The sequence below is a fragment of the Mycobacterium simulans genome, assembly GCF_900232995.1.
GTDB lineage: Bacteria > Actinomycetota > Actinomycetes > Mycobacteriales > Mycobacteriaceae > Mycobacterium > Mycobacterium simulans.
The window spans coordinates 645835-668609 of record NZ_OCVX01000007.1; the positions used below are offsets into that span (position 1 = coordinate 645835).

Below are 22775 nucleotides of genomic sequence, written 5' to 3' on the forward strand. Positions count from 1 at the left end.
CCCCCGATCCCGCCGGTTCCGAGAGCGGCACTGCCGCCAGCCCCGCCGTTGCCGCCCCAGCCGAACAAGAGAGCGTTGCCGCCAGTCCCGCCAGCACCACCTGTTTCGCCTGCACCGGCCACCGCACCTCCGGCACCGCCAGCGCCGCCGTTGCCGGCCAGGAAGCCCCCAAAGCCGCCGGTACCGCCGGCAGCACCAGCCCCACCGGCCCCACCATTGCCACCGTTGCCGATCAGGCCCGCAGAACCACCGGCACCACCAGCGACACCAGCGGTCGTTTGCGAAAAGCCGTTACCGCCATTGCCGTACAAGATCCCACCGGCTCCGCCGTTGGGATTGCTCGCCGTCCCATTCGCGCCATTACCAATCAGCGGACGGCCCAACAACGCCTGGGTCGGCGCATTAACCGCACCCAAAACCTCGCGTTCGAACGCCTGCAACGGTGAAACATTGGCCGCCTCCGCGCCCGCATACGCCCCACCGGCAGCATTCAACGCTTGCACAAAACTCTGATGAAGCTCCGCAGCCCTAACACTTAGCGACTGATATTGCTTGGCGTAGTTGCTAAACAGCGACGATATGGCCTCCGACACCTCGTCAGCACCGGCCGACAGCACCCCGGTTGTGGACGCGGCAGCGGCAGCGTTTGCCGCACCCAGCGACGTACCGATGCTCGCCACATCCTGCGCCGCCGTCGCCAGCATCTCCGGAGCTGCGATCACAAACGACATCAAACCCCCCTCGAAACGAACGTGATGAGCGCCACATGTTCGTTACCACCGCTAACTATCAATTGTCAATAACCCGTGGATCAGCTTGGGGCGCACCATCTCGTGACCTGCCGAATCGCAAAACGAGACATCCGTGCCGGTTACATGCGACGTCGTCCGGGTATCCAGCACGGGTGTCTATCGAGGAGATGTCATGAAGCATGCGGAAAAGGACCGCACCATGGGACTTCACATGCCGCGGTCCCGCGGCGTGGTGTGTGGATTAATACTGGTCATCCTGGGTGCCTGGGGCGCGTTGATACCGTTTGTCGGGCCCCACTTCGATTTCGCCTATACGCCCAACCAGGTATGGACATGGACCACCGCCCGGGGTTGGCTCGAGGTGCTCCCCGGCTGTGCCACCGCCGTGGGCGGTCTGCTACTGATCGCTTCCAGAAATCGCGTCACCGCGATATTCGGCGGATGGTTGGCCGTCCTCGCCGGTGCCTGGTTTGTCGTCGGCGAGCAGGTCGCTCCGTTGTTACGGATCGGATCCGTCGGTGATCCGATCGCAGCAACCGAGCGGAAGCGGGCGTTGCTGGAGGTTTCGTATTTCTCCGGTCTGGGTGCGTTGATCATCTTCGTGGGCGGAGTCGTCTTGGCGCGCGTGGCAGCCCGGTTGGCGCGCGATGTCGAACCCTTCGCACCCGCAGAAACGGTGGGATCGACGCCGGAAATCGAGCCGTACCGGGACGAGTCGTACCTGCCAACATCGGAACCCGCCGATGTTTCTTCGGGGGCGGTCACCAAACCACGGGCGGAACAGGTCGCGTCGCCGGAGCCTGAGCCGCGGTTCCGCAGGCGGTTCCGCCGTGAGCGCGAAGGCGCTGCGGCGGGCACACCGAATGCGGCCTATCTACGCTGGCCTCACCCGCAGCAGTAGGCTCACCGCGCGATCACAGTAGCCCGAGCAGTCGCAGGTCGCTGACGTACTTGGTGATGATCGCCGGTGAGATGTGCGGAATGTCTTTGTCCGGGCCAACTTTCGCGTCCCGGACCGCGGCGCGGAACCGATCTGTCGGCGCCACCGAACCGCGCACCGGCTTTTCCGGCTTCTGGTAGTTGTGCAGCAGCGGCAGCAGGGACGCATGGCGCTGCCGTTCCGGGAGGGCACGCAGCGTCGTCTCGAACCGCTGCAGCCATTCGCCGTAGTCGGCAATCCGCTGTATCGGGCACCCGGCCCCGTTGGTTGGGGAGATCAGCCAGTCGACGAACTCGTCGAACCCGATGCCGTCGTCGTGGGGGTTCATCACGTGGTACGTCTGGAACCCGTCGCCGCACCGAGCGCCCAAGCTAACGATGGCTTCGGCGATGAATTCGACGGGCAGACCGTCGTAATGGGCGCGCTGCCGGTTGCTGTCGGCGTCCAGCTCATAGAACGAGCCGGGCGCGACGCCGGTGGCCACCAGGCTCAGCATCATCCGGGTGAACATGTCGGGCACGTTGAGCTGACCCGCATAGGTGGTGTCGGCCAGGATCATGTCGCAGCGGAAGACCGACACCGGCAGACCGCACAGATCGTGGGCTTCCCGCAGCAACACCTCGCCGGCCCACTTGCTGTTGCCATAGCCGTTGGCGTAACTGTCGTCGATATTGCGGTCGGCGCTGGCGACCCGGATGTCCGCGTCCTCGGTGAACGCCGCTGACGGGATCTGATCGCCGACGCCGATCGTCGAGGTGTAGCTATAGGGCTTTTGCTTGCCGGTCAGCGCCAACCGGATCAGCTCGGCGGTGCCCACCACGTTCGGGCCGAACAGCTGGCTGTACGGCAGCACGTGGTTGACCAGGGCCGCCGGGTCGACGATCACATCGACCGTGTCGGCGAGCCGCTGCCAGGTGCGGCGGTCCAGGCCGAGGTCGGCTTCGCCCTTGTCGCCGGCAAGCACCTCCAGGTGATCGGCGGCCAGCTGCTGGTAGTGGCTCAGAAGTTTCGGGTCGCCGCTATCGAATGTCTTGTCCAGCCGGGCCCGCGCCTCCTCGTTGGACTTGGCCCGGACCAGGCAGATCACCTTGCCGTCGACCAGGTCCATCCGCTCTAGCCACTCCAGGGCCAGGTAGCGGCCCAAGAAGCCGGTCGCGCCGGTGAGCAGCACGGTGCGCACCCGGTCGCTCGGGGCCGGCAGGTTCGGTGCCGCGGCCAGGGTCGCGGCGTCGATGAACTTGTCCAGGGTGAGGTCGCTGGCGTGCACCTCGGTTGCGTCGCGGCCGTGTACCGAGGCGAAGCTAGGCCGCTTGGCGCCTGGCTTGCGCTCGGTCTCGATGTAGAGGGCCAGCGATTTCAGGTCACTTGCCGGGCTGACGATCACACCCACCGGCACGTCGATGTCGAAGATCTCGTGCAGCAAGTTGGCGAAGGACAGCGCCGAAAGCGAGTCCCCGCCCAGATCGGTGAAGTGCGCGTCGGGCTGCAGGTCAGCTGCCGCGGTACCTAGCAACGCTGCCGCGGCGCGGCATAGCGTCTGCAGCACCGGCGCATCAGCGCCGATTTGCCGCAGGGTGCGCAGCTCATTTGCCTGGCTGTTGGCCAGTTCGACGTAGAGCTGCTCCAGCCGCTCGCCATAGTGTTTTTTGGCTTGCGGGCGGGCCAGCTTGCGGATGCCGGTGAGCAAACCGTTTTCCAGGGTCCACGGCGTGGTCTCGATGATGAAGTCGCGAGGGATCTCATAGGACTGCAGGCCGGCCGCCTTGGCGACCCCTTGCAAGGACTCGCCCAGTAGTGGTTTCAGCTCCGCGACGCTGTGGCGCGCAAGTGCCTCTTCGGTGGGGACGATCACCGCCAGCAGGTAGGCCCGGGCGCTGTTGCCATAGACGAAGATCTGGCGAACCAGCGGGCTGTCGCCGAAAACGGCCTCCAGCTTTGAAACGGTGACGAACTCACCCTGCGACAGCTTTAACACGTTGTTGCGGCGGTCGAGGTAGACGAACCGCTCGGGCCCGATCTGGGCCATCACGTCGCCAGTGCGGTAGAAGCCGTCGGCATCGAACACTTCGGCAGTCACTTCCGGGCGCTTGTAGTAGCCGGGGAACAGGCTCTGCGTTTTGACGAGCAACTCGCCGCGCGGATAGGGCTGGTCGGTCAGGAAGTAGCCCAGGTCGGGCACGTCGACCAACTTGTAGTCGATCACCGAGGAGCGCCGGATATGGTCATCGATCAAGATCATGCCCGCCTCGGTGGAGCCATAGCCCTCGACCAAATGCATGTCGAGCAGGGACTCGACCCACGCCTTCATCTCCGCCGAAATCGGTGCCGAACCCGTCAGCGCGGCGACGAAACGTCCGCCAAGCACGTCGTTGCGCACCTCGAGCCGCACCTGCTCCTCGACAGCGGTCCGATCGCTCTCATCCAGCAAGCGACGGTCGACCTCGCTCTGGAACTGCTGGAACACCATGTCCCAGACGCGCGGCACAAAGTTCAACTCGGTCGGCCGGACCAAGGCGAGGTCCTCGAACAAGGTCGACAGGTCGCTCTTGGACACGAAATAGGCGGTGCCGCCGTTAGATAGCGTCCCGTATAGCACCTGACGGCCCATGACGTGGCTCATCGGCATGAAGTTCAGCGTGATCGACGGCTGGACGGTCGGCTCGAACCATGCGCTCGACCGGCGCCAGAAGTTCGCGACACGGTTCACGGGGTACATGGCGCCCTTGGGTGCGCCGGTGCTGCCGGAGGTGTAGATCAGCAGCCCTAGCTCGTCATCGGACCGGTCGACGGCTGCGGCGGCAGGCAGCGCATGCCCCCGCTCGATCAGCTCGGTCAGGGTCTCGACGACCACCCCGGCGTCGGCCAAGCGGGCGCGGGCGGCTTCGAGGGCTTCGCGCTGTTCGTCAACCTCGGGGCGGTACTCGAATACCACCAACCGGGTCGGAGCGTGACCGGTCAGGATCAGCTCGACGGCGTCCGCGAGGCTGGTGATGCTCGCGGCGACCACTGTTGGCTCGGTCTCGGCGACGATGGGCCGCAGTTGAGCGGGCGCGGCACTCGTCTGCAGCGGCACCGACACCGCGCCGAGCTGAATCACCGCGATGTCGATCGTTGTGTAGTCGATGCTGGTGAAGCCCAGCACGCAGACCCGATCACCGGGGCGGACGCTCTGGGTCAACGCCGTGGCGAATGCGCCGGCGCGGTTCCATAGCTCGCGGTAGGTGAGGGTCTCGAACTCCGGCAGCAGCTGGAGTGCCGTGCGGCCGGTGTTATCGGTGACGAGTTGGACTGCACGCTGGCCAAGTGCCGGGCGGTCGGCATAGGCCTCCATGATCGTGCGAATGATCTGCGGTAGTGGGATCCCCGGCTGGCCGATCGCCCGTGTGATCGATTCGTCGGACTTGGCGGCGGCGAACTGCTCGTCGTTGGTGTAAAGCTCCTCGATGCGGCGTGCGAGCCGCTCCTCACGGGTAGTAGTCGACATGGCAGATCCCTTGAATAACGAAGAATTAGAACCGCGCGACGCTGCGCTAACGGATAGAACGTTAGTAAAAGTAACTATCTTCCGAAAGAGAAGCCAGGTGTGACATGCGTTACGTATTAGGCGGGCTAGCGGCGGGAATCCTCCGGATCGAGCATGTCCAGCAGCCGCTGCATGGTGGCGCACATGTGCGCGAAATCCGCAGAGCCCAGCAATTCCGACCATCGCGCCTCGATGTCTGCCACCCGGTTGCCTGCGTCGGCGAGCAGCGCACGTCCGCGATCGGTGAGTTCGATGAGCTTGGCACGCCCATCCTGCGGATCGGGCCTGCGGGTCAGGTATCCAAGCGCGACCAGGTCGTTCACCAATTCCGAGGTTGCTGCGAGACTGAGTTGCGCCCGTGAGGCGAGCTCGGTCAGCCTGATGCTGCCGGTTCGAATGTTGCCGAAAATTTGCAGATGGGGGTCACGGATGTCGCCGTACCCTCGCTCCACGCGAGGCGCGGCCAAGTCTCGGCGAAATTCCCTGGTAAGTCTCACCAATAACTGACCGACGGCCTGCCGATCCGTCGGCAAGTTCATTGACTCCTCTGCCATGGAGAGAGAAGATACTACGGAAGCCGAAGTTTCGGGTTCCGAAGTAATTTCCGGGGGAGTGAGTGATGGCCAAGTTGACGGATGAGTTTGTCTCCACCAGGTTGGGTCGCCTGCACGTGCTGCGGCGGGGGAGTGGACCAGCCACGATCCTTTGGCACAGCTTGTTCATCGACTCCCGTTCGTGGCTGCCAGTGATCGACGCGCTCGGCGAGCTGGCGTCCGAACGCACGGTGGTTGCGATCGACGGACCGTCGCACGGAATGAGCGACCCGGCCACCCGCGACTTCACCTTCGACGAATGTGCTCAGGCCGCTGCCGACGTCTTGGATGGCATCGGCATCGGCGAGCCGGTCGACTGGGTCGGCAACGCCTGGGGCGGACATATCGGTATCTTGTTGGCCGCTACCCAACCGCACCGAATACGCACGCTGACCACGATCGGCACTCCGGTGCCCGGGCTGACCATGCGATTCCGCGTGACGAAGGGCTGGCCGCTGGTAGCGCTTTACCGACTGGCTGGACCGACCCAGTTTGTGTGCAGCCGGCTTTCCGATGCCCTGATGGGACAGGACGCCTCCGAAGAAGTCATCGACGCCTTCCGGCAAGCAGACCGGCGTGGGATGTATCACGCGATGCGCTCGATGATGCTCAAGCGGCCGAGCCTGCAGGACCGGCTGCCGCACATCGGCGCCCCAACTTTGATGCTGGCCGCTCACGATGACGACGAAGGCTGGCCTCCGCACGAGGCCGAGGCTGCCTGCGCCACCATGCACAACGCGCGTGCGGACGCGGTGTTGGGTGGCGGTCGAGTGGCGCCACTGTTGGTGGACGCGAGAATGGTCGCGCAAACTCTGGTCGACTTCTGGGCTGCACCGCGACATTGACACCAGGCACAAGACTCGCCGCCGGGGGTGTGCGTGGTTTGAGTCTGGGCGTGGGCGTCAGAGTTCGGCCAGAATCCCGGCCAAAACCTCCAGGCCTTCGAGAAGCAGTTCGTCGCCGATGGTCAGCGGGGGCAGCAGCCGGATGATGTTGCCGAACATGCCGCACGTCAGCACGATGACGCCGGCGGCGTGAGCCGTATTCGCCAGCTTGAACGTCAGCTCGGGGTCGGGGTCGGCCGTTCCGGACTTCACCATCTCGATGGCGATCATTGCGCCGCGCCCCCGCACGTCCCCAATGCGGTCGTCGGTGGCCTGCAGCCGCAGCAATGGTTCTGTCAGCAGTCGTTCGATCTGCTGCGCCCGCTCGATCAGACCGTCGCTTTCGATGGTCTCGATGGCGGCCAACGCGGCCGCACAGACGACCGGGTTACCGCCGAATGTCCCGCCCAGGCCGCCGGTGTGCGGGGCGTCCATGATCTCGGCCCGTCCGGTCACCGCAGAGAGCGGCAATCCGCCGGCGATGCCTTTCGCCGTGCAGATCAGGTCGGGCTCGATACCTTCGTGGTCGCAGGCGAACATCGCCCCGGTGCGGGCGAATCCGGTTTGCACCTCGTCGGCGATGAACACCACGTCGTTCTTGTGGCACCAGTCAAGTAGGGCGGTCAGGAACCCTTCGGCCGGAACGATGAAACCGCCTTCGCCCTGGATCGGCTCGATGATCACGGCGGCGAGATTTTGAGCGCCTACTTGCTTGTCGATCACGCTGATGGCACGCGCCGCGGCCAGCTCACCGTCGGTCGCCAATTCCTTGTCGAGCAGACCGTCCCGATACGGGTAGGAGAGTGGGGCCCGATAAATCTCCGGCGCGAACGGACCGAATCCGCTCTTATACGGCATGGACTTGGCGGTCAGCGCCATCGTCAGGTTGGTGCGACCGTGGTAGGCGTGGTCGAACGCGACCACGGCGGGCTTGCGCGTATACGAGCGCGCGATCTTGATGGAGCTCTCGACCGCTTCGGCGCCTGAGTTGAACAGCACCGAGCGCTTCTCGCCGGAGCCCGGGGTAATCCGATTGAGCTGTTCGGCGACGGCCACATACTGCTCGTAAGGATTCACCATGAAGCAGGTGTGGGTGAATTCGGCGACCTGGGCGCGCACCGCGTCTACCACACGGGGCGCGGAGTTGCCGATCGTGGTGACCGCGATGCCGGACCCCAGATCGATCAGCCGGTTCCCATCGACGTCTTCGACGATGCCGCCACCGGCGCGGGCTACAAACACCGGCATTGTGACCCCAACGCCGTGGGACACCGCCGCCGCCCGGCGCTTATTCAGCTCCACCGACGCGGGACCCGGGATTTCTGTGACCAGGAGGCGAGTCTGCTCGAGGCTGGCCACGGATCCTCCTTCCGCGTCGCGCCGGTCACGTCGCGGATAAAGCGTAGCCGGTCGGTTTGCCAGTCGCGGTGCTGGCAGACTGGACCGTTACGAGCAGCGTGATTCCGAAACGAATTCCGATACGAATGACCTAGAAAGACATTGGTGATGGAGAGCTTCGTCTTATTCTTGCCGTTCCTGCTCATCATGGGTGGGTTCATGTATTTCGCGTCGCGGCGCCAGCGGCGCGCGATGCAAGCGACGATCGACCTGCACGACTCGCTGCAGACGGGCGACCGGGTGCACACCACTTCGGGTTTGGAAGCCACCGTGGTCGGTATCGCTGACGACACCGTCGACCTCGAGATCGCGCCGGGCGTGGTGACCACGTGGATGAAGCTGGCGGTTCGGGACCGGATCGCGCCGGATGAGGACGAGGATCTGGATGCCGATCTCGACGAGGAGGACGAAGACAGCGATGACGAGAGCCGCGCGACCAAAGATTCCTGACACTATGCTCTGTCGGGGTCTTTTTCGGGGGCTCTGTCGGCCGTACGAACCGATTTTCAAGGAGATATAAGGAACGTGGCATCGTCTTCGGCGCCGGTGCAACCTGCCCGCTACCTGTCGGTGTTCCTGCTCATGCTCGTCGGCGTCTACCTGCTGGTGTTTCTCACCGGGGACAAGAAGGCCGCCCCCAAACTGGGTATCGACCTGCAGGGCGGTACCCGGGTGACGCTGACTGCGCGTACCCCGGACGGCTCGCGCCCAAGCCGCGAGGCGTTGGCGCAGGCGCAGCAGATCATCAACGCGCGGGTCAACGGGCTGGGGGTCTCGGGTTCCGAGGTCGTCGTGGATGGCGACAACCTGGTCATCACGGTTCCCGGCAGCAGCGGCAATGAGGCCCGCAACCTGGGACAAACCGCACGCCTGTACATCCGGCCGGTACTCAACTCGATGCCGGCGCAGCCCGCCCAGGAAGAACCAAAGCCCGCGCCCCAGCCGCCCGCCGAAACACCACCCGGTGCCCCGCCACCCGCGGGTGCGCCTGGTGCCGAACCGGGCGCGCCGCCGCCTGGCAAGCCGGGCGCCCAACCGCGGCCCTACCCGCAGGAACCGGCACCGTCACCAAGCCCAGCACCCAGTCCAGCTCCCGCGCCGGCACCGGCTCCCACGGGGGCGCCCCCGCCGCCAGGTGCGCCCGCCGATCAGCCCGCGCCTCCCGACCCGCGCAAGGATCTCGCCGAGCGGATCGCGCAGCAGAAGAAGTGGCGGCAAAGCACCAGCCAGTACATCCAGTCGGTGGCCCTGCAAGTCCAGGCCACCCAATGCGACAAACAGGACATCCTTGCCGGCAACGACGACCCGAAGCTGCCCCTGGTGACCTGCTCCACCGATCACAAGACCGCGTATCTGCTGGCGCCGTCGATCATCAGTGGTGACCAGATTCAAGACGCCACCTCGGGTATGGACCAGCGCGGCATCGGCTACATCGTCGATCTGCAGTTTAAGAGCGGAGCGGCAACCGTCTGGGCCGACTACACCGCCGCCCATGTCGGCACCCAAACGGCCTTCACTCTGGACTCGCAGGTCGTCAGCGCACCCGTCATCAACGAAGCGATCCCCGGCGGGCGGACCCAGATCAGCGGTGGCGATCCGCCGTTCACCGCGGCAACCGCACGCCAGCTCGCCAACGTCCTGAAATACGGGTCGCTGCCGTTGTCCTTCGAATCGTCGGAAGCCCAAACTGTTTCGGCGACTTTGGGTTTGACCTCTCTACGGGCCGGTTTGATCGCCGGGGCGATCGGTCTGGTCCTGGTGCTGGTGTATTCGTTGCTGTACTACCGGGTGTTGGGACTGCTCACCGCGTTGTCGTTAGTCGCTTCCGGCGCAATGGTATTCGCGATCCTGGTGCTACTGGGAAGATATATCAACTACACCCTCGACCTGGCGGGTATCGCGGGTCTGATCATCGGTATCGGTACCACCGCAGACTCGTTCGTGGTGTTCTTCGAACGCATCAAAGACGAGATCCGCGAGGGCCGTTCGTTCCGTTCGGCGGTGCCGCGCGGGTGGGCACGGGCGCGCAAGACGATCGTGTCGGGTAACGCGGTCACCTTCTTAGCCGCCGCCGTGCTGTACTTCCTGGCGATCGGCCAGGTGAAGGGTTTTGCGTTCACCTTGGGGCTGACGACGATCCTGGACCTGGTGGTGGTGTTCCTGGTGACGTGGCCGCTGGTATACCTGGCCTCCAAGTCCGCGAGGCTGGCGAAGCCGGCCTACAACGGCCTGGGGGCTGTTCAGCAAGTAGCACGCGAACGCCGCGCCATGGCCCGGGTGGGGACAGCAAAGACGGGACAGGGATAACGCGATGGCGTCCAAAGCGAAAACCGACAAAGCAATTCAGGCGGTCGAACCGACCGAAGCCACCGCATCGGCGGTGGAGTTGACCGACAGCGACACCACCACGGACACCGCCGCGACGCTGCCGCACCACAGCTTCCTGTCGCGGCTCTACACCGGCACGGGCGCGTTCGAGGTGGTGGGACGTCGCAAGCTCTGGTTCGGCATCAGCGGTGCGATCATCGCGATCGCCATCCTGTCGATCGTCATTCGTGGCTTTAGCTTCGGTATCGATTTCAAGGGCGGCACTACGGTGCAGTTCCCACACGGCAATATCGAGGTCGAGCAGGTCGAAGAGGTTTTCAAAAAGACCATCGGCAGTGATCCCGAATCGGTGGTCATCGTCGGCACGGGTGCCTCGTCAACGGTGCAGATTCGTTCGGAAACCCTGTCCAACGACGAGACGGCGAAACTGCGCAACGCCTTGTTCGACGCGTTTCAGCCCAAAGGCACTGACGGCAAGCCCAGCAAGCAGGCCATCAGCGACTCGGCGGTTTCGGAGACCTGGGGCGGTCAGATCACCAAGAAGGCGGTCATCGCGCTGGTGGTGTTCCTGGTGCTGGTCGCGCTCTACATCACCGTGCGCTACGAGCGGTACATGACCATGGCTGCGCTCGCGGCCATGGTCTTCGACCTGACCGTCACCGCCGGCGTCTATTCGCTGGTGGGCTTCGAGGTCACACCTGCCACGGTCATCGGATTGCTGACGATCCTCGGCTTCTCGCTTTATGACACCGTCATCGTGTTCGACAAGGTCGAGGAGAACACCCACGGCTTCCAGCACACCACCCGGCGCACCTTTGCCGAGTGGGCCAACCTGGCGGTCAACCAGACGTTCATGCGCTCGATCAACACCAGCCTGATATCGGTGCTGCCGGTGCTGGCGCTGATGGTGGTGGCGGTGTGGCTGCTGGGCGTGGGCACGCTGAAGGACCTGGCCCTGGTGCAGATGATCGGCATCATCGTGGGCACCTACTCATCGATCTTCTTCGCGACCCCGCTGCTGGTCACGATGAGGGAACGCACGGAGCTGGTGCGCACGCACAACCACCGGGTAGTCAGGCGGCGCAAGACGGGTTCGTCGGCCTCCGATGCCACCACCGAGGAGCCGGAGGAGGCCACCGCGACGCCCGAGACCGAGAAGGCGCCCAGCAAGCCGGCGGCGACGAACAAGCCCGCGCCGGGTGCGCGGCCGGTCCGACCCACCGGAACCCGCCGTCCGACCGGCAAACGAAACGCCGGCCGCCGGTAGTCGCGATGGCCACCCGGTGTTGGTTGCGGGGTGCCCCAGAAGCCCTAGTGGGTGTTGGTCTGGCGGCGACGCTGGTGGCGTCCACGCTGACCGCATGTTCCGGTAGCGCCGCGGGCCAGATCGACTACGTGGTCGACGGCGCGTTGTCCACTTACAACACCAACACCGTCATCGGGGCCGCATCTGCGGGAGCGCAGGCATTTGCACGCACGCTCGGTGGGTTCGGTTACCACGGACCAGATGGCCAGGTGGTCGCCGACCACGACTTCGGAACCATCTCGGTGGTGGGCGGTGCGCCCTTAGTGCTCGACTATCAAATCGCCGACAACGCAGTCTATTCCGACGGTAAGGAGGTGACCTGCGACGACCTGGTGCTAACCTGGGCCGCCCAGTCCGGACGCTTCCCTGGCTTCGACGCCGCCACGCAGGCCGGCTACATCGACATCGCCAACATCGAATGCATGCCGGGGCAGAAGAAGGCCCGAGTGTCGTTCATCCCGGACCGCGCTGTCGTCGACTACACCCAACTGTTCACCGCAACATCGCTGATGCCGTCGCACGTTATCGCAGACACCTTAGGCATTGATGTCACCGCGGCGCTGCTGACCAACAAGGCGCCCCTGGTGGAACAGATTGCGCGACTGTGGAATACCACCTGGGACCTCAAACCGGGCCTCAAACCCGACGAAGTCCGCCAACGCTTCCCGTCGTCGGGCCCGTACCGGATCGACTCCGTGTTGGATGGTGGCGCCGTGGTGCTCGTCGCCAACGACCGTTGGTGGGGCGCAAGGGCGATCACCAAGAGGATCACCGTATGGCCCCAGGGAGCCGACATCCAGGATCGGGTCAACAACCGCAAGGTGGACGTGGTCGACGTCGCGGCGGGGTCGTCGGGGGCGCTGGCCACTCCGGACAACTACCAGCGCAGTGACTCGCCCTCGGCGGGGATCGAGCAGCTGATCTTCGCTCCGCGGGGACCGCTGGCGGATGTCCGCAACCGCCGCGCGCTCGCGCTGTGCACGCCACGAGACGCGATCGCCCGGGATGCCGGGGTGGCGATCGCCAATTCGCGGCTGAGCCCGGCCACCGAGGACGCCGTCGCCACCGCCGACGGCGTGACCGAGGCCGGTCCGTTCAATAAGGCCGATCCGGCCGCCGCCCGGGATGCGCTGGGCGGCGCGCCCCTGACGGTGCGCATGGGTTACCGGGGGCCCAACGCGCGCTTGGCAGCCACCATCGGGGCGATCGCCAAGTCGTGCGCCCCGGCCGGAATCACCGTTTCCGATGTGACTCTGGACACATCGGGTCCCCAGGCGATCAGGGACGGAAAGATCGACGTCTTGCTCGCCAGCACCGGCGGAGCCACCGGTAGTGGATCCACCGGATCGTCGGCGATGGATGCCTATGACCTGCACAGCGGCAACGGAAACAACCTTTCGGGCTACGCGAACCCTCAGGTGGACAGCATCATTGGCGCGTTGGCGGTATCCGCCGACCCCGCTGAGCGTGTCAGGTTGCTTGCCGACGCAGCGCCGGTACTCTGGGCAGAGGTGCCAACGTTGCCGTTGTACCGACAGCAGCGGACGTTGCTGATGTCGAAAAAGATGTATGCCGTGAGCAGGAACCCGACTCGTTGGGGAGCGGGTTGGAATATGGACCGATGGGCCCTAATGCAATGAGGCTGCAGTGACATCTATCAGGGGGAGCGCCCCCGTTGCCGACGTGATCGCGTCGCTGACCCGGGATGTCGCCGATTTCCCCAAGCCCGGCATCCAGTTCAAAGACCTCACCCCACTATTCGCCGACCGCGAGGCGATGTCCGCGGTGATCGACGCGCTGGCTGACGTTGCGTCCGGCGCCGATCTGGTGGCTGGCATCGATTCTCGCGGTCTGTTGGTGGCGGCGGCCATCGCCGCGCGCCTAGGCACCGGCATGTTGGCGATCCGCAAGAGCGGCAAGCTGCCTCCGCCGGTGCTCAGCGAGGACTACGACATGGAATATGGCTCCGCCACCATGGAGATTCCCGCGGACAGTCTCGAGTTGCGCGACCGCAGCGTCGTGATCGTTGACGACGTGTTGGCTACCGGAGGCACTCTCGGCGCGGCCACCAGGCTGCTGGAACGCACCGGCGCCAACGTGACCGCGGCAGCCGTGATCATGGAATTCACCTCGCTGGGCGGTCGCGAGGCGATTGCGCCGCTACCGGTGCACAGCCTGAGCAAGGTCTAGTTCGCGGGCTTACGCGATATCCTCGAGGTCGGAGGTGACGACCGTGGCGGATGATCAGAGTTCGACGCAAGCTGTTGCGCCGCCACCCAGCGAAGCCGCACCACTGCCCGTCGAGCCGATTGTCGAAACGCCCGAGCCGCCGGTAGAGACCCTAAAGACGACCAGTAGCGCGTCTCGCCGCGTCCGCGCCCGGCTGGCCCGGCGGATGACCGCCCGGAGCGGAGCCATCAATCCGGTGCTCGAGCCGCTGGTTGCCGTGCACCGGGAGATCTATCCCAAGGCCGACCTTTCGATGGTGCAGCGCGCCTTTGAGGTCGCCGACCAGCGGCATGCCAGCCAATTGCGCCACTCCGGTGACCCCTACATCACCCACCCGCTGGCGGTGGCCAACATTCTCGCCGAGTTGGGCATGGACACCACGACTTTGGTGGCCGCGTTGCTGCACGACACGGTCGAGGACACCGGCTACACGCTGGAGGCGTTGTCCGAAGAGTTCGGCGAGGAGGTTGGCCACCTCGTTGACGGGGTGACCAAGCTGGACCGGGTGGTGCTGGGCAGCGCCGCCGAGGGCGAGACGATCCGCAAGATGATCACCGCGATGGCCCGCGATCCACGAGTGCTGGTGATCAAGGTGGCCGACCGACTGCACAACATGCGCACCATGCGCTTCCTGCCGCCGGAGAAGCAGGCCCGCAAGGCGCGCGAGACGTTGGAAGTCATTGCGCCCCTTGCGCATCGGCTGGGCATGGCCAGCGTCAAGTGGGAGCTGGAAGACCTGTCGTTCGCGATCCTGCACCCCAAGAAGTACGAGGAGATCGTGCGGCTGGTCGCCGGCCGCGCGCCGTCTCGCGACACCTACCTGGCCAAGGTCCGTGCCGAGATCATCGCCACCCTGAGCGCGTCGAAAATCAAAGCGACCGTGGAGGGTCGGCCCAAGCACTACTGGTCGATCTATCAGAAGATGATCGTCAAGGGACGCGATTTCGACGACATCCACGACCTGGTCGGCATTCGTATCCTTTGCGACGAGATCCGCGACTGCTATGCCGCTGTGGGTGTGGTGCATTCGCTGTGGCAGCCGATGGCGGGGCGGTTCAAGGACTACATCGCCCAGCCCAGATACGGTGTGTACCAGTCACTGCACACCACGGTGGTGGGGCCGGAGGGCAAGCCGCTCGAGGTCCAGATTCGTACCCGGGACATGCACCGCACCGCGGAATACGGCATCGCCGCGCACTGGCGCTACAAAGAAGCCAAGGGCCGCAATGGCGTTCTGCATCCACATGCCGCCGCCGAGATCGACGACATGGCGTGGATGCGTCAGCTGCTCGACTGGCAACGGGAGGCCGCTGATCCCGGCGAGTTCCTGGAATCGTTGCGTTACGACCTTGCAGTGCAAGAGATTTTCGTGTTCACGCCCAAGGGTGATGTCATCACGCTGCCGACGGGTTCGACGCCGGTGGACTTCGCCTACGCGGTGCACACCGAGGTCGGCCATCGCTGCATCGGCGCCAGGGTCAACGGCCGGTTGGTGGCGCTGGAGCGCAAGCTGGAAAACGGCGAAGTCGTCGAGGTTTTCACCTCCAAGGCACCCAATGCCGGGCCGTCGCGGGACTGGCAGCAGTTCGTGGTGTCGCCGCGCGCCAAGACGAAGATCCGGCAGTGGTTCGCCAAGGAGCGGCGTGAGGAGGCGCTGGAGGCGGGCAAGGACGCGATGGCCCGCGAGGTGCGCCGCGGCGGACTTCCGTTGCAGCGCTTGGTGAATGGCGAGTCCATGGCGGCCGTGGCCCGCGAGCTGCACTACGCCGACGTGTCGGCGCTGTATACCGCCATCGGTGAGGGGCATGTGTCGGCTCGGCACGCTGTGCAGCGGCTGCTGGCGGAGCTGGGCGGCATCGACCAGGCCGAGGAGGAACTGGCCGAGCGGTCCACGCCGACGACGATGCTGCGGCGCACGCGCAGCACCGACGACGTCGGGGTCTCGGTCCCCGGCGCCCCTGGCGTGCTGACCAAGCTGGCCAAATGCTGCACGCCGGTGCCGGGCGACCAGATCATGGGATTCGTCACCCGCGGCGGCGGGGTCAGTGTGCACCGCACCGACTGCACCAACGCCGCGTCGCTCCAGCAGCAGGCCGAGCGCATTATCGAGGTGCTGTGGGCGCCGTCGCCGTCGTCGGTGTTCCTGGTCGCGATCCAGGTTGAGGCGCTCGACCGGCACCGGCTGCTGTCGGACGTGACGCGGGTGCTGGCCGACGAGAAGGTCAACATCCTGTCCGCGTCCGTCACCACCTCGGGTGACCGGGTGGCGATCAGCCGGTTCACTTTCGAGATGGGCGACCCGAAGCATCTGGGGCATCTGCTCAACGTGGTGCGCAACGTCGAAGGCGTCTACGACGTCTACCGCGTGACGTCAGCGGCCTAACGTTCCCGACTTTCCCGGCGAGCAGACGCGAAAGCCCCCATTTTCGTGCCGAAAAGGGGGCTTTCGCGTCTGCTCGGCCGGACCTACGAGGCGCCGATTCCGCCAGTTCCGGCGGTGCCGCCGACGCCGCCGAAGATCCCGTCGGGGGGGCCGCCGCTGCCACCGCCGCCGCCGGTGCCGCCGGGGATGATCAAGCCCCCGGAGAACTTGGTGCCGCCGTCTCCGCCTCTGCCTCCGGTGCCTCCGGTGCCGCCGGGGCCGCCGAAAGGCGGGCCCTTGGCGCCCATGCCTCCGGTGCCCGAACAACAACCCGCCGTTGCCGCCCGCACCACCGGCCGCACCCGCTCCACCGGCACCGCCACTGCCACCGGTCCCGATCAGCCCCGCAACGCCGCCGGCGCCGCCGGCCACCCCCGGATTGATACCGGCCATTCCATTGCCACCATTGCCGTACAGCAACCCGCCGGCCCCGCCGGCCTGCCCGGGCGAGGTTCCGTCAGCGCCGTTGCCGATCAGCGGTCGGCCAAACAACGTCAACGTGGGCGCGTTGACCGCATTCAGTATCACCTGTTCTGCATTGGCCGCTTCGGCCTCGCCATAGGCACCCGCGCTGTCGGTCAAGGTCCGCACAAACTCGTCGTGATACGCAGCCGCCCGGGTGCTGAGCAGCTGGTACTCCCAGGCGTGCGCCTCAAACAGCGCTGCGATGGTCGTCGACACCTCGTCCGCGGCCGCTGGCAGCAAGCCTGCGGTGCGGGTGGCTGCTGCGGCATTCGCCGCATTCATCGTCGAACCGATTCCTGCAACATCCGTTGCCGCCGCCACCAGCAGCTCGGGTATCACGTTCAGCAATGACACCAGCCACCTGCCGTTTCATGCCGACGCTGTGTGCGATGGCGAGGAAGTCGAGGTCCGTGCCAGTAAAGGTAGGTATTGGGAGCCTGTGAAGGGCCCGGAATGCCCAACTTTCCCGGCGAGCAGACGCGAAAGGCCCTTTTTTTGTGCCGAAAAGGGGGCTTTCGCGTCTGCTCGCCCGAACTCAGTCGAGCAGCACGGGCTTGATGATGACTTCGGGGGCGGGCGGGCCGTCCTCGCCGCCCCCGGCCACGCCCGCCTGGGCGATCTTGTCCAGGGTGGCCAGCCCGTCGGCCTGAATGGTGCCGAACACCGTGTACTCCGGCGGCAGCTGCGAGTCCCGGTAGACCATGAAGAACTGGCTGCTATTGGTGTTCGGCCCGGCGTTGGCCATCGCCAGCGTGCCGCGCGGATACAGGACCGGCTCGTTCAGCTTGGGATCATTCGGCGGGTACTGATCGGTCGGATACTCGTTGGCGAACTGATAGCCGGGGCCGCCGGTGCCGTCGCCCTTCGGGTCGCCACATTGCAATACCGCCAGCGTGGGCGAGGTGGTCAGCCGGTGACATTTGGTGTCGTTGAAAAACCCTTGGTTCGCCAGGCTGGCGAAACTGTTTACCGTGCAAGGGGATTCGTTGTTGGCCAGCATGATGCCGACCTTGCCCTGGTTGGTCACCATGCTGACGCTCACCTGAGCCGGTTCGGTAGGCACCTTGCCGGTCCGCGGCGGCTTGACCGGTTTGACGGCCTTGTCCGGCGACGGCGGGTATTGGCAGTTGGCGCCGACGTTGGCCGACGGCTGGAACGGCGGCATCGGCGCGACGGGCGGGGTTTGCGGGGGACTGGTCGAGGCCGAGCTGCTGGGGGACGCCGCGGGCTTGTTCTTGTGGTCATCCTTGTTGATGACCACAGTGACCACCACCGCGACGATCACGGCTACGGCAGCGCCCGCGCCGCCGACGATCGTCAGGATGCGACGACGTTTGGCTTGCTTGGCGCGGCGCTCCAGTTGCCGCTCGAGTTTGCGTTTGGCTGTGGCACGTCGCTGAGCATTGGTCGGCACGGCCGATATCTTCCCATGGCCGCCCGGTGCGGCGAGCCGGGTGGGCAGCTGGGAAACTGGGAACCGTGTTGATCACCGGATTTCCCGCCGGGTTGCTGCAGTGCAACTGCTATGTGCTCGCCGAACGGCCTGGCAGCGACGCCATCATCGTCGACCCGGGCCAGCGTGCGATGGGCCCGCTGCGACAGATCTTGGACAAGAACCGGCTGACTCCGGCGGCGGTGCTGATCACGCATGGGCACATCGACCACATGTGGTCGGCGCAGAAGGTCTCGGACACCTTCGGCTGCCCCACCTACATCCATCCCGAGGATCGGTTCATGCTGAAAGACCCGATCTACGGCATGGGCCCGCGAGTGGCGCAGCTGGTTGCGGGCGCGTTCTTCCGCGAGCCCAAACAGATCGTCGAGCTGGATCGTGACGGCGACAAGATCGACCTCGGCGGCATTTCCGTCAACGTCGACCACACACCGGGACACACGCGCGGGTCGGTGTGCTTCCGGATTCTTCAGGCCGCCAAGAACGACGCCGACGTCGTGTTCTCCGGTGACACCCTGTTTGAGCGCTCGATTGGCCGTTCCGATCTTTTCGGCGGCAGCGGCCGGGACCTGCTGCGCTCTATCGTCGATAAATTGTTGGTGCTCGACGACAAGACCGTGGTACTACCCGGGCATGGCGACTCGACCACCATCGGCGCCGAACGCCGGTTCAACCCGTTCCTCGAGGGCCTGAGCCCGTGACGCAGTTCAGCGCACCCAAGGGCGTCCCGGACTACGTGCCGCCCGACTCGGAGCAGTTTGTTGCGGTGCGTGACGGGCTGCTTGGGGTTGCCCGTCGCGCCGGCTACGGCCACATCGAGCTGCCGATCTTCGAGGACACCGCCCTGTTCGCCCGCGGCGTGGGCGAATCCACCGACGTGGTGTCCAAGGAGATGTACACGTTCGCCGACCGCGGTGACCGTTCGGTGACGCTGCGTCCCGAGGGCACCGCAGGGGTGGTGCGTGCCGTTATCGAACATGGCCTGGACCGCGGCGCGCTGCCGGTGAAGCTGTGCTACTCGGGCCCGTTTTTCCGCTACGAGCGCCCGCAGGCCGGTCGGTATCGCCAGTTGCAGCAGGTCGGCGTCGAGGCGATCGGCGTCGACGATCCGGCGCTGGACGCCGAAGTGATCGCGGTTGCCGACACCGGCTTTCGCTCCCTGGGGCTCAACGGGTTTCGTTTGGAAATTACCTCGCTGGGCGATGACAGCTGCCGACCGCAGTACCGAGAACTGTTACAGGAATTCCTATTTGGGCTCTCGCTTGACGAAGAGACGCGGCGCCGCGCGCAACTCAACCCGCTGCGGGTGCTCGACGACAAGCGCCCGGAGGTACGTGCGCTGACGGCCGAGGCGCCGGTGCTGCTCGATCATCTCTCCGATAGCGCCAAGCAGCATTTCGACACCGTGCTGGCCCATCTGGATGCACTCGGGGTGCCGTACGTAATCAACCCGCGGATGGTGCGCGGGCTTGATTACTACACCAAGACCACATTTGAGTTCGTGCACGACGGGTTGGGGGCGCAGTCGGGGATTGGCGGTGGCGGCCGGTACGACGGTCTGATGCGTCAGCTTGGCGGGCAAGACCTTTCAGGCATTGGGTTCGGGTTGGGGGTGGACCGGACGCTGCTCGCGCTGCGGGCCGAGGGCAAGAGCGTGGGGGAGACGACCCGCTGCGACGTGTTCGGGGTGCCGCTGAGTGAGGCGGCCAAGCTGCGGCTGGCGGTGCTGGCGGGGCAGTTGCGGGCCGCCGGTTTGCGGGTTGACCTGGCCTACGGTGACCGCGGGCTCAAAGGGGCTATGCGCGCCGCCGACCGATCCGGGGCCCGGCTGGCGCTGGTCGCCGGCGATCGTGACCTCGAGGCCGGCAGTGTTGGCGTGAAGAATCTGGCGACCGGCGAGCAGGTGTCGGTTCCTTTGGATTCGGTTGTTACTGAGGTGCTTTCGCTGTTGAGTGCGTAGCGGGCAATTGCGAAATCACTTGTGTCACTTTAGTTTCAGTGGTTTCAGCGCGAGGATTTCTGTCGGTGGGTGCTCATAGTATGCGGGCATGGGTTCGGGTACGCGTGAGGAGATCGTTGAGGTCTTCGACGCGCTCGATGCCGGGCTGGATCGGTTGTGTGGGTTGACGTTTGAGGTGTTGACCACCCCGGAGCGGTTAGCGTTGCTGGAACGACTGGAACGGATCGCGCGGCGGCTGCCGGTGCCCGGGCACGCGTTGATCAACCAGCTCGCCGAACAATCCAGCGAGGAAGAGCTGGGGGGAAAGTTGCCTGCGGCGTTGGCCGAGCGGCTGCGCATCACCAAGAAAGAAGCCAGCCGGCGCATCGCCGAAGCCGAAGACCTCGGCCAGCGGCGGGCGTTGACGGGTGAGCCGTTGCCGCCGCGGCTGTCCGGTACCGCTAGGGCGCAGCGGGATGGGCTGCTCGGCGGGGAGCATGTCAAGGTGATCCGCGGGTTCTTTAAGCGGTTGCCCGACGCGGTGGACCTGTTCACCCGCGAGGCCGCCGAAGCCGACCTGGCACACAAGGCCAGCCTGTATCGGCCCGACCAGGTGGCCAAATACGCCCGGGTGCTCATGGATTGCCTCAACCCCGATGGCACCTACACCGACGACGACCGGGCCCGCCGGCGCGGGATCACCATCGGTAACCAGGGATTCGACGGCATGTCACGCCTTAGCGGGCTGCTCACCCCCGAGCTGCGGGCCACCCTGGAAGCCGTGTTGGCCAAGCTGGCCGCCCCGGGCATGTGCAACCCCGCCGATGAGACGCCGTGCGTGGACGGGCAGGCCTCGGAGGAGGCGGTGCGCCGCGACACCCGCAGCCAGGCCCAAAGAATCCATGACGGCCTGCTGGCCGGGCTACGAGCGTTGCTGGCCTCAGGGGAGCTGGGTCAGCACAACGGGCTACCGGCCTCGATCATTGTGACCACCACGCTGCAAGAGCTGGAAAAAGCCGCCGGCCGGGGCCTGACCGGCGGGGGCACCCTCTTGCCCATGAGCGAGGTGATCCGCCTGGGCCGCCACGCGCACCATTACTTAGCGATCTTCGACAAGGGCAAAGCGATCGCGTTGTATCACACGAAGCGGCTGGCATCACCGGGACAGCGAATTGTCTTGTACGCCAAGGAACGTGGCTGCACCGCACCGGGCTGCGATGTGCCGGGCTACTACTGCCAGGTGCACCACTGCACCCCCTACGCGCAGTGCGGTACCACCGACGTCAACGACCTCACCCTGGCCTGCGGCAGCCATCACCCGCTGGCAGAAAAGGGCTGGACCACCCGCAAAAACGCCAACAGCGACACCGAATGGACTCCGCCACCCCACCTCGACCGCGGACAACCGCGAACGAACACTTTCCACCATCCCGAGGATCTGCTAGCGGGCGACGACCCATGAGGGGCCGGCACAGCTTGACATGTTATCGAACTATTGTTCGAATAGAAAGTATGCGCTGGGCTGGTCAGGCCGTCGCAGTCGACGGAGTTCCCGTCGACGACGGAGCGCTACCGGGCTTGCAACGGATCGGTTTTGTACGAAGTGTCCGCGTCCCGCATTTCGAAGGCATCACCTTCCACGAGGTGCTGTGCAAGTCCGCGCTGAACAAGATTCCCGACGTGGCCGCCCTACCGTTTCGATACACGGTCAACGGCTATCGCGGCTGCTCGCACGCCTGCCGCTACTGCTTCGCCCGTCCCACCCACGAATACCTGGACTTCAATCCAGGCCACGACTTCGACACCCAGATCGTCGTCAAGACCAACGTCGCCGAAGTCCTGCACCGCGAGCTACGACGGCCATCCTGGCGGCGTGAGACCGTGGCACTGGGCACTAACACCGACCCGTACCAGCGCGCCGAGGGTCGTTACGCGCTGATGCCAGGCATCATCGGTGCGCTCGCCGGATCCGGTACGCCGTTCTCCATCTTGACCAAGGGAACCCTGCTGCGCCGCGACCTGCCGCTGATCGCCGGTGCGGCGCAACAGGTCTCGGTGTCGGTGGCGGTATCGCTCGCCGTAGCCGACGCAAAGCTGCACCGCGACGTCGAGCCCGGCACGCCGACACCGCAGGCGCGTCTAGGGCTGATCAAGGCGATCCGCAACGCCGGCCTGGACTGTCACGTGATGGTCGCGCCGGTGCTGCCATATCTCACTGACTCAATCGAGCACCTCGATCGGCTGATTGGCCAGATCGCCGCCGCCGGTGCCACCGGGGTGACGGTGTTCGGCCTGCATCTACGGGGTTCGACGCGCGGCTGGTTCATGTCCTGGCTGGCGCGCGCGCATCCCGAACTCGTCGCCAAGTACCGCGAAATGTACCGGCGCGGAGCATATCTGCCGCCCAGCTACCGCGAGATGTTGCGGCAGCGGGTGGCGCCGCTGATTGCAAACTATCGGCTGGCAGCCGATCATCGCCCGGCGCCGCCGGTGAATGCAGCGGCGGCAACGCCCAGCCAGCCCACCTTGTTTTGAGTGGTAGT

The 22775-nt window shown here is 65.5% G+C and carries 17 protein-coding genes and 1 pseudogene; 12 read left to right on the plus strand and 6 right to left on the minus strand.

Annotated features, from left to right (window positions below):
* The coding region (locus tag MSIMFI_RS28615; RefSeq protein WP_224770423.1) for a PE family protein at positions 1-731 on the minus strand (731 nt) is incomplete at its 3' end.
* A gap of 193 nt (positions 732-924) precedes the next feature.
* Between MSIMFI_RS28615 and MSIMFI_RS25095 the strand changes: the two genes are divergently transcribed.
* Positions 925-1653: a hypothetical protein gene (locus tag MSIMFI_RS25095; protein ID WP_191499617.1), complete on the plus strand. Its 729-nt coding sequence runs from the start codon at positions 925-927 to the stop codon at positions 1651-1653.
* Between the two features lie 13 nt (positions 1654-1666).
* Here the strand turns inward: MSIMFI_RS25095 and car are convergent, their stop codons facing one another.
* Together car and MSIMFI_RS25105 are read right to left on the minus strand one after the other, a co-directional pair.
* Complete coding sequence (gene car, locus MSIMFI_RS25100) at positions 1667-5176, minus strand: carboxylic acid reductase (RefSeq protein ID WP_191499618.1); 3510 nt, start codon at positions 5174-5176, stop codon at positions 1667-1669.
* 125 nt (positions 5177-5301) lie between these two features.
* Entirely contained in the window at positions 5302-5769 is a 468-nt protein-coding gene (locus MSIMFI_RS25105; protein WP_186242699.1) for a MarR family winged helix-turn-helix transcriptional regulator, read from the minus strand.
* Positions 5770-5834: 65 nt separating this feature from the next.
* Between MSIMFI_RS25105 and MSIMFI_RS25110 the strand changes: the two genes are divergently transcribed.
* On the plus strand, positions 5835-6653 hold the full coding sequence (locus MSIMFI_RS25110) for an alpha/beta fold hydrolase (RefSeq protein ID WP_191499619.1): 819 nt from the start codon (positions 5835-5837) through the stop codon (positions 6651-6653).
* Positions 6654-6710: 57 nt separating this feature from the next.
* Here the strand turns inward: MSIMFI_RS25110 and gabT are convergent, their stop codons facing one another.
* On the minus strand, positions 6711-8051 hold the full coding sequence (gene gabT, locus MSIMFI_RS25115; RefSeq protein ID WP_191499620.1) for a 4-aminobutyrate--2-oxoglutarate transaminase: 1341 nt from the start codon (positions 8049-8051) through the stop codon (positions 6711-6713).
* A gap of 147 nt (positions 8052-8198) precedes the next feature.
* On the opposite strand from gabT, the gene yajC reads away from it, so the two are divergent.
* The 6 genes from yajC (at position 8199) to MSIMFI_RS25145 (ending at position 16336) form a co-directional block, all read left to right on the plus strand.
* Positions 8199-8540: a preprotein translocase subunit YajC gene (gene yajC, locus MSIMFI_RS25120; protein WP_186245700.1), complete on the plus strand. Its 342-nt coding sequence runs from the start codon at positions 8199-8201 to the stop codon at positions 8538-8540.
* A gap of 75 nt (positions 8541-8615) precedes the next feature.
* Positions 8616-10397, plus strand: a complete 1782-nt coding sequence (gene secD / locus MSIMFI_RS25125) for a protein translocase subunit SecD (RefSeq protein ID WP_191499621.1) — start codon at positions 8616-8618, stop codon at positions 10395-10397.
* A 4-nt stretch (positions 10398-10401) separates the two neighbouring features.
* On the plus strand, positions 10402-11685 hold the full coding sequence (gene secF, locus MSIMFI_RS25130; protein WP_191499622.1) for a protein translocase subunit SecF: 1284 nt from the start codon (positions 10402-10404) through the stop codon (positions 11683-11685).
* A gap of 5 nt (positions 11686-11690) precedes the next feature.
* Complete coding sequence (locus tag MSIMFI_RS25135) at positions 11691-13364, plus strand: ABC transporter substrate-binding protein (RefSeq protein ID WP_191499623.1); 1674 nt, start codon at positions 11691-11693, stop codon at positions 13362-13364.
* Positions 13365-13371: 7 nt separating this feature from the next.
* Complete coding sequence (locus tag MSIMFI_RS25140; RefSeq protein ID WP_186242705.1) at positions 13372-13914, plus strand: adenine phosphoribosyltransferase; 543 nt, start codon at positions 13372-13374, stop codon at positions 13912-13914.
* Positions 13915-13957: 43 nt separating this feature from the next.
* The gene (locus tag MSIMFI_RS25145) at positions 13958-16336 is read left to right on the plus strand and encodes a RelA/SpoT family protein (protein WP_191499624.1); all 2379 of its coding nucleotides are present in this window, start codon (positions 13958-13960) and stop codon (positions 16334-16336) included.
* A 218-nt stretch (positions 16337-16554) separates the two neighbouring features.
* Here the strand turns inward: MSIMFI_RS25145 and MSIMFI_RS29860 are convergent.
* A pseudogene (locus MSIMFI_RS29860) lies at positions 16555-17194 on the minus strand (PE family protein); the annotation flags it as partial.
* A 181-nt stretch (positions 17195-17375) separates the two neighbouring features.
* The gene (locus tag MSIMFI_RS25155) at positions 17376-18254 is read right to left on the minus strand and encodes a peptidylprolyl isomerase (protein ID WP_191499626.1); all 879 of its coding nucleotides are present in this window, start codon (positions 18252-18254) and stop codon (positions 17376-17378) included.
* A gap of 65 nt (positions 18255-18319) precedes the next feature.
* Here MSIMFI_RS25155 and MSIMFI_RS25160 point away from each other — a divergent pair, with 65 nt between their 5' ends.
* From MSIMFI_RS25160 to MSIMFI_RS25175, 4 genes are all read left to right on the plus strand, one after another.
* Entirely contained in the window at positions 18320-18994 is a 675-nt protein-coding gene (locus MSIMFI_RS25160) for an MBL fold metallo-hydrolase (RefSeq protein ID WP_191499627.1), read from the plus strand.
* Positions 18991-20253, plus strand: a complete 1263-nt coding sequence (hisS, locus tag MSIMFI_RS25165) for a histidine--tRNA ligase (RefSeq protein ID WP_191499628.1) — start codon at positions 18991-18993, stop codon at positions 20251-20253. The genes MSIMFI_RS25160 and hisS overlap by 4 nt, the downstream gene beginning before the upstream one ends.
* Positions 20254-20341: 88 nt before the next feature.
* On the plus strand, positions 20342-21694 hold the full coding sequence (locus MSIMFI_RS25170) for an HNH endonuclease signature motif containing protein (RefSeq protein WP_191499629.1): 1353 nt from the start codon (positions 20342-20344) through the stop codon (positions 21692-21694).
* A gap of 50 nt (positions 21695-21744) precedes the next feature.
* Positions 21745-22767, plus strand: a complete 1023-nt coding sequence (locus tag MSIMFI_RS25175; RefSeq protein WP_191499630.1) for an Rv2578c family radical SAM protein — start codon at positions 21745-21747, stop codon at positions 22765-22767.
* Positions 22768-22775: the final 8 nt, after the last annotated feature.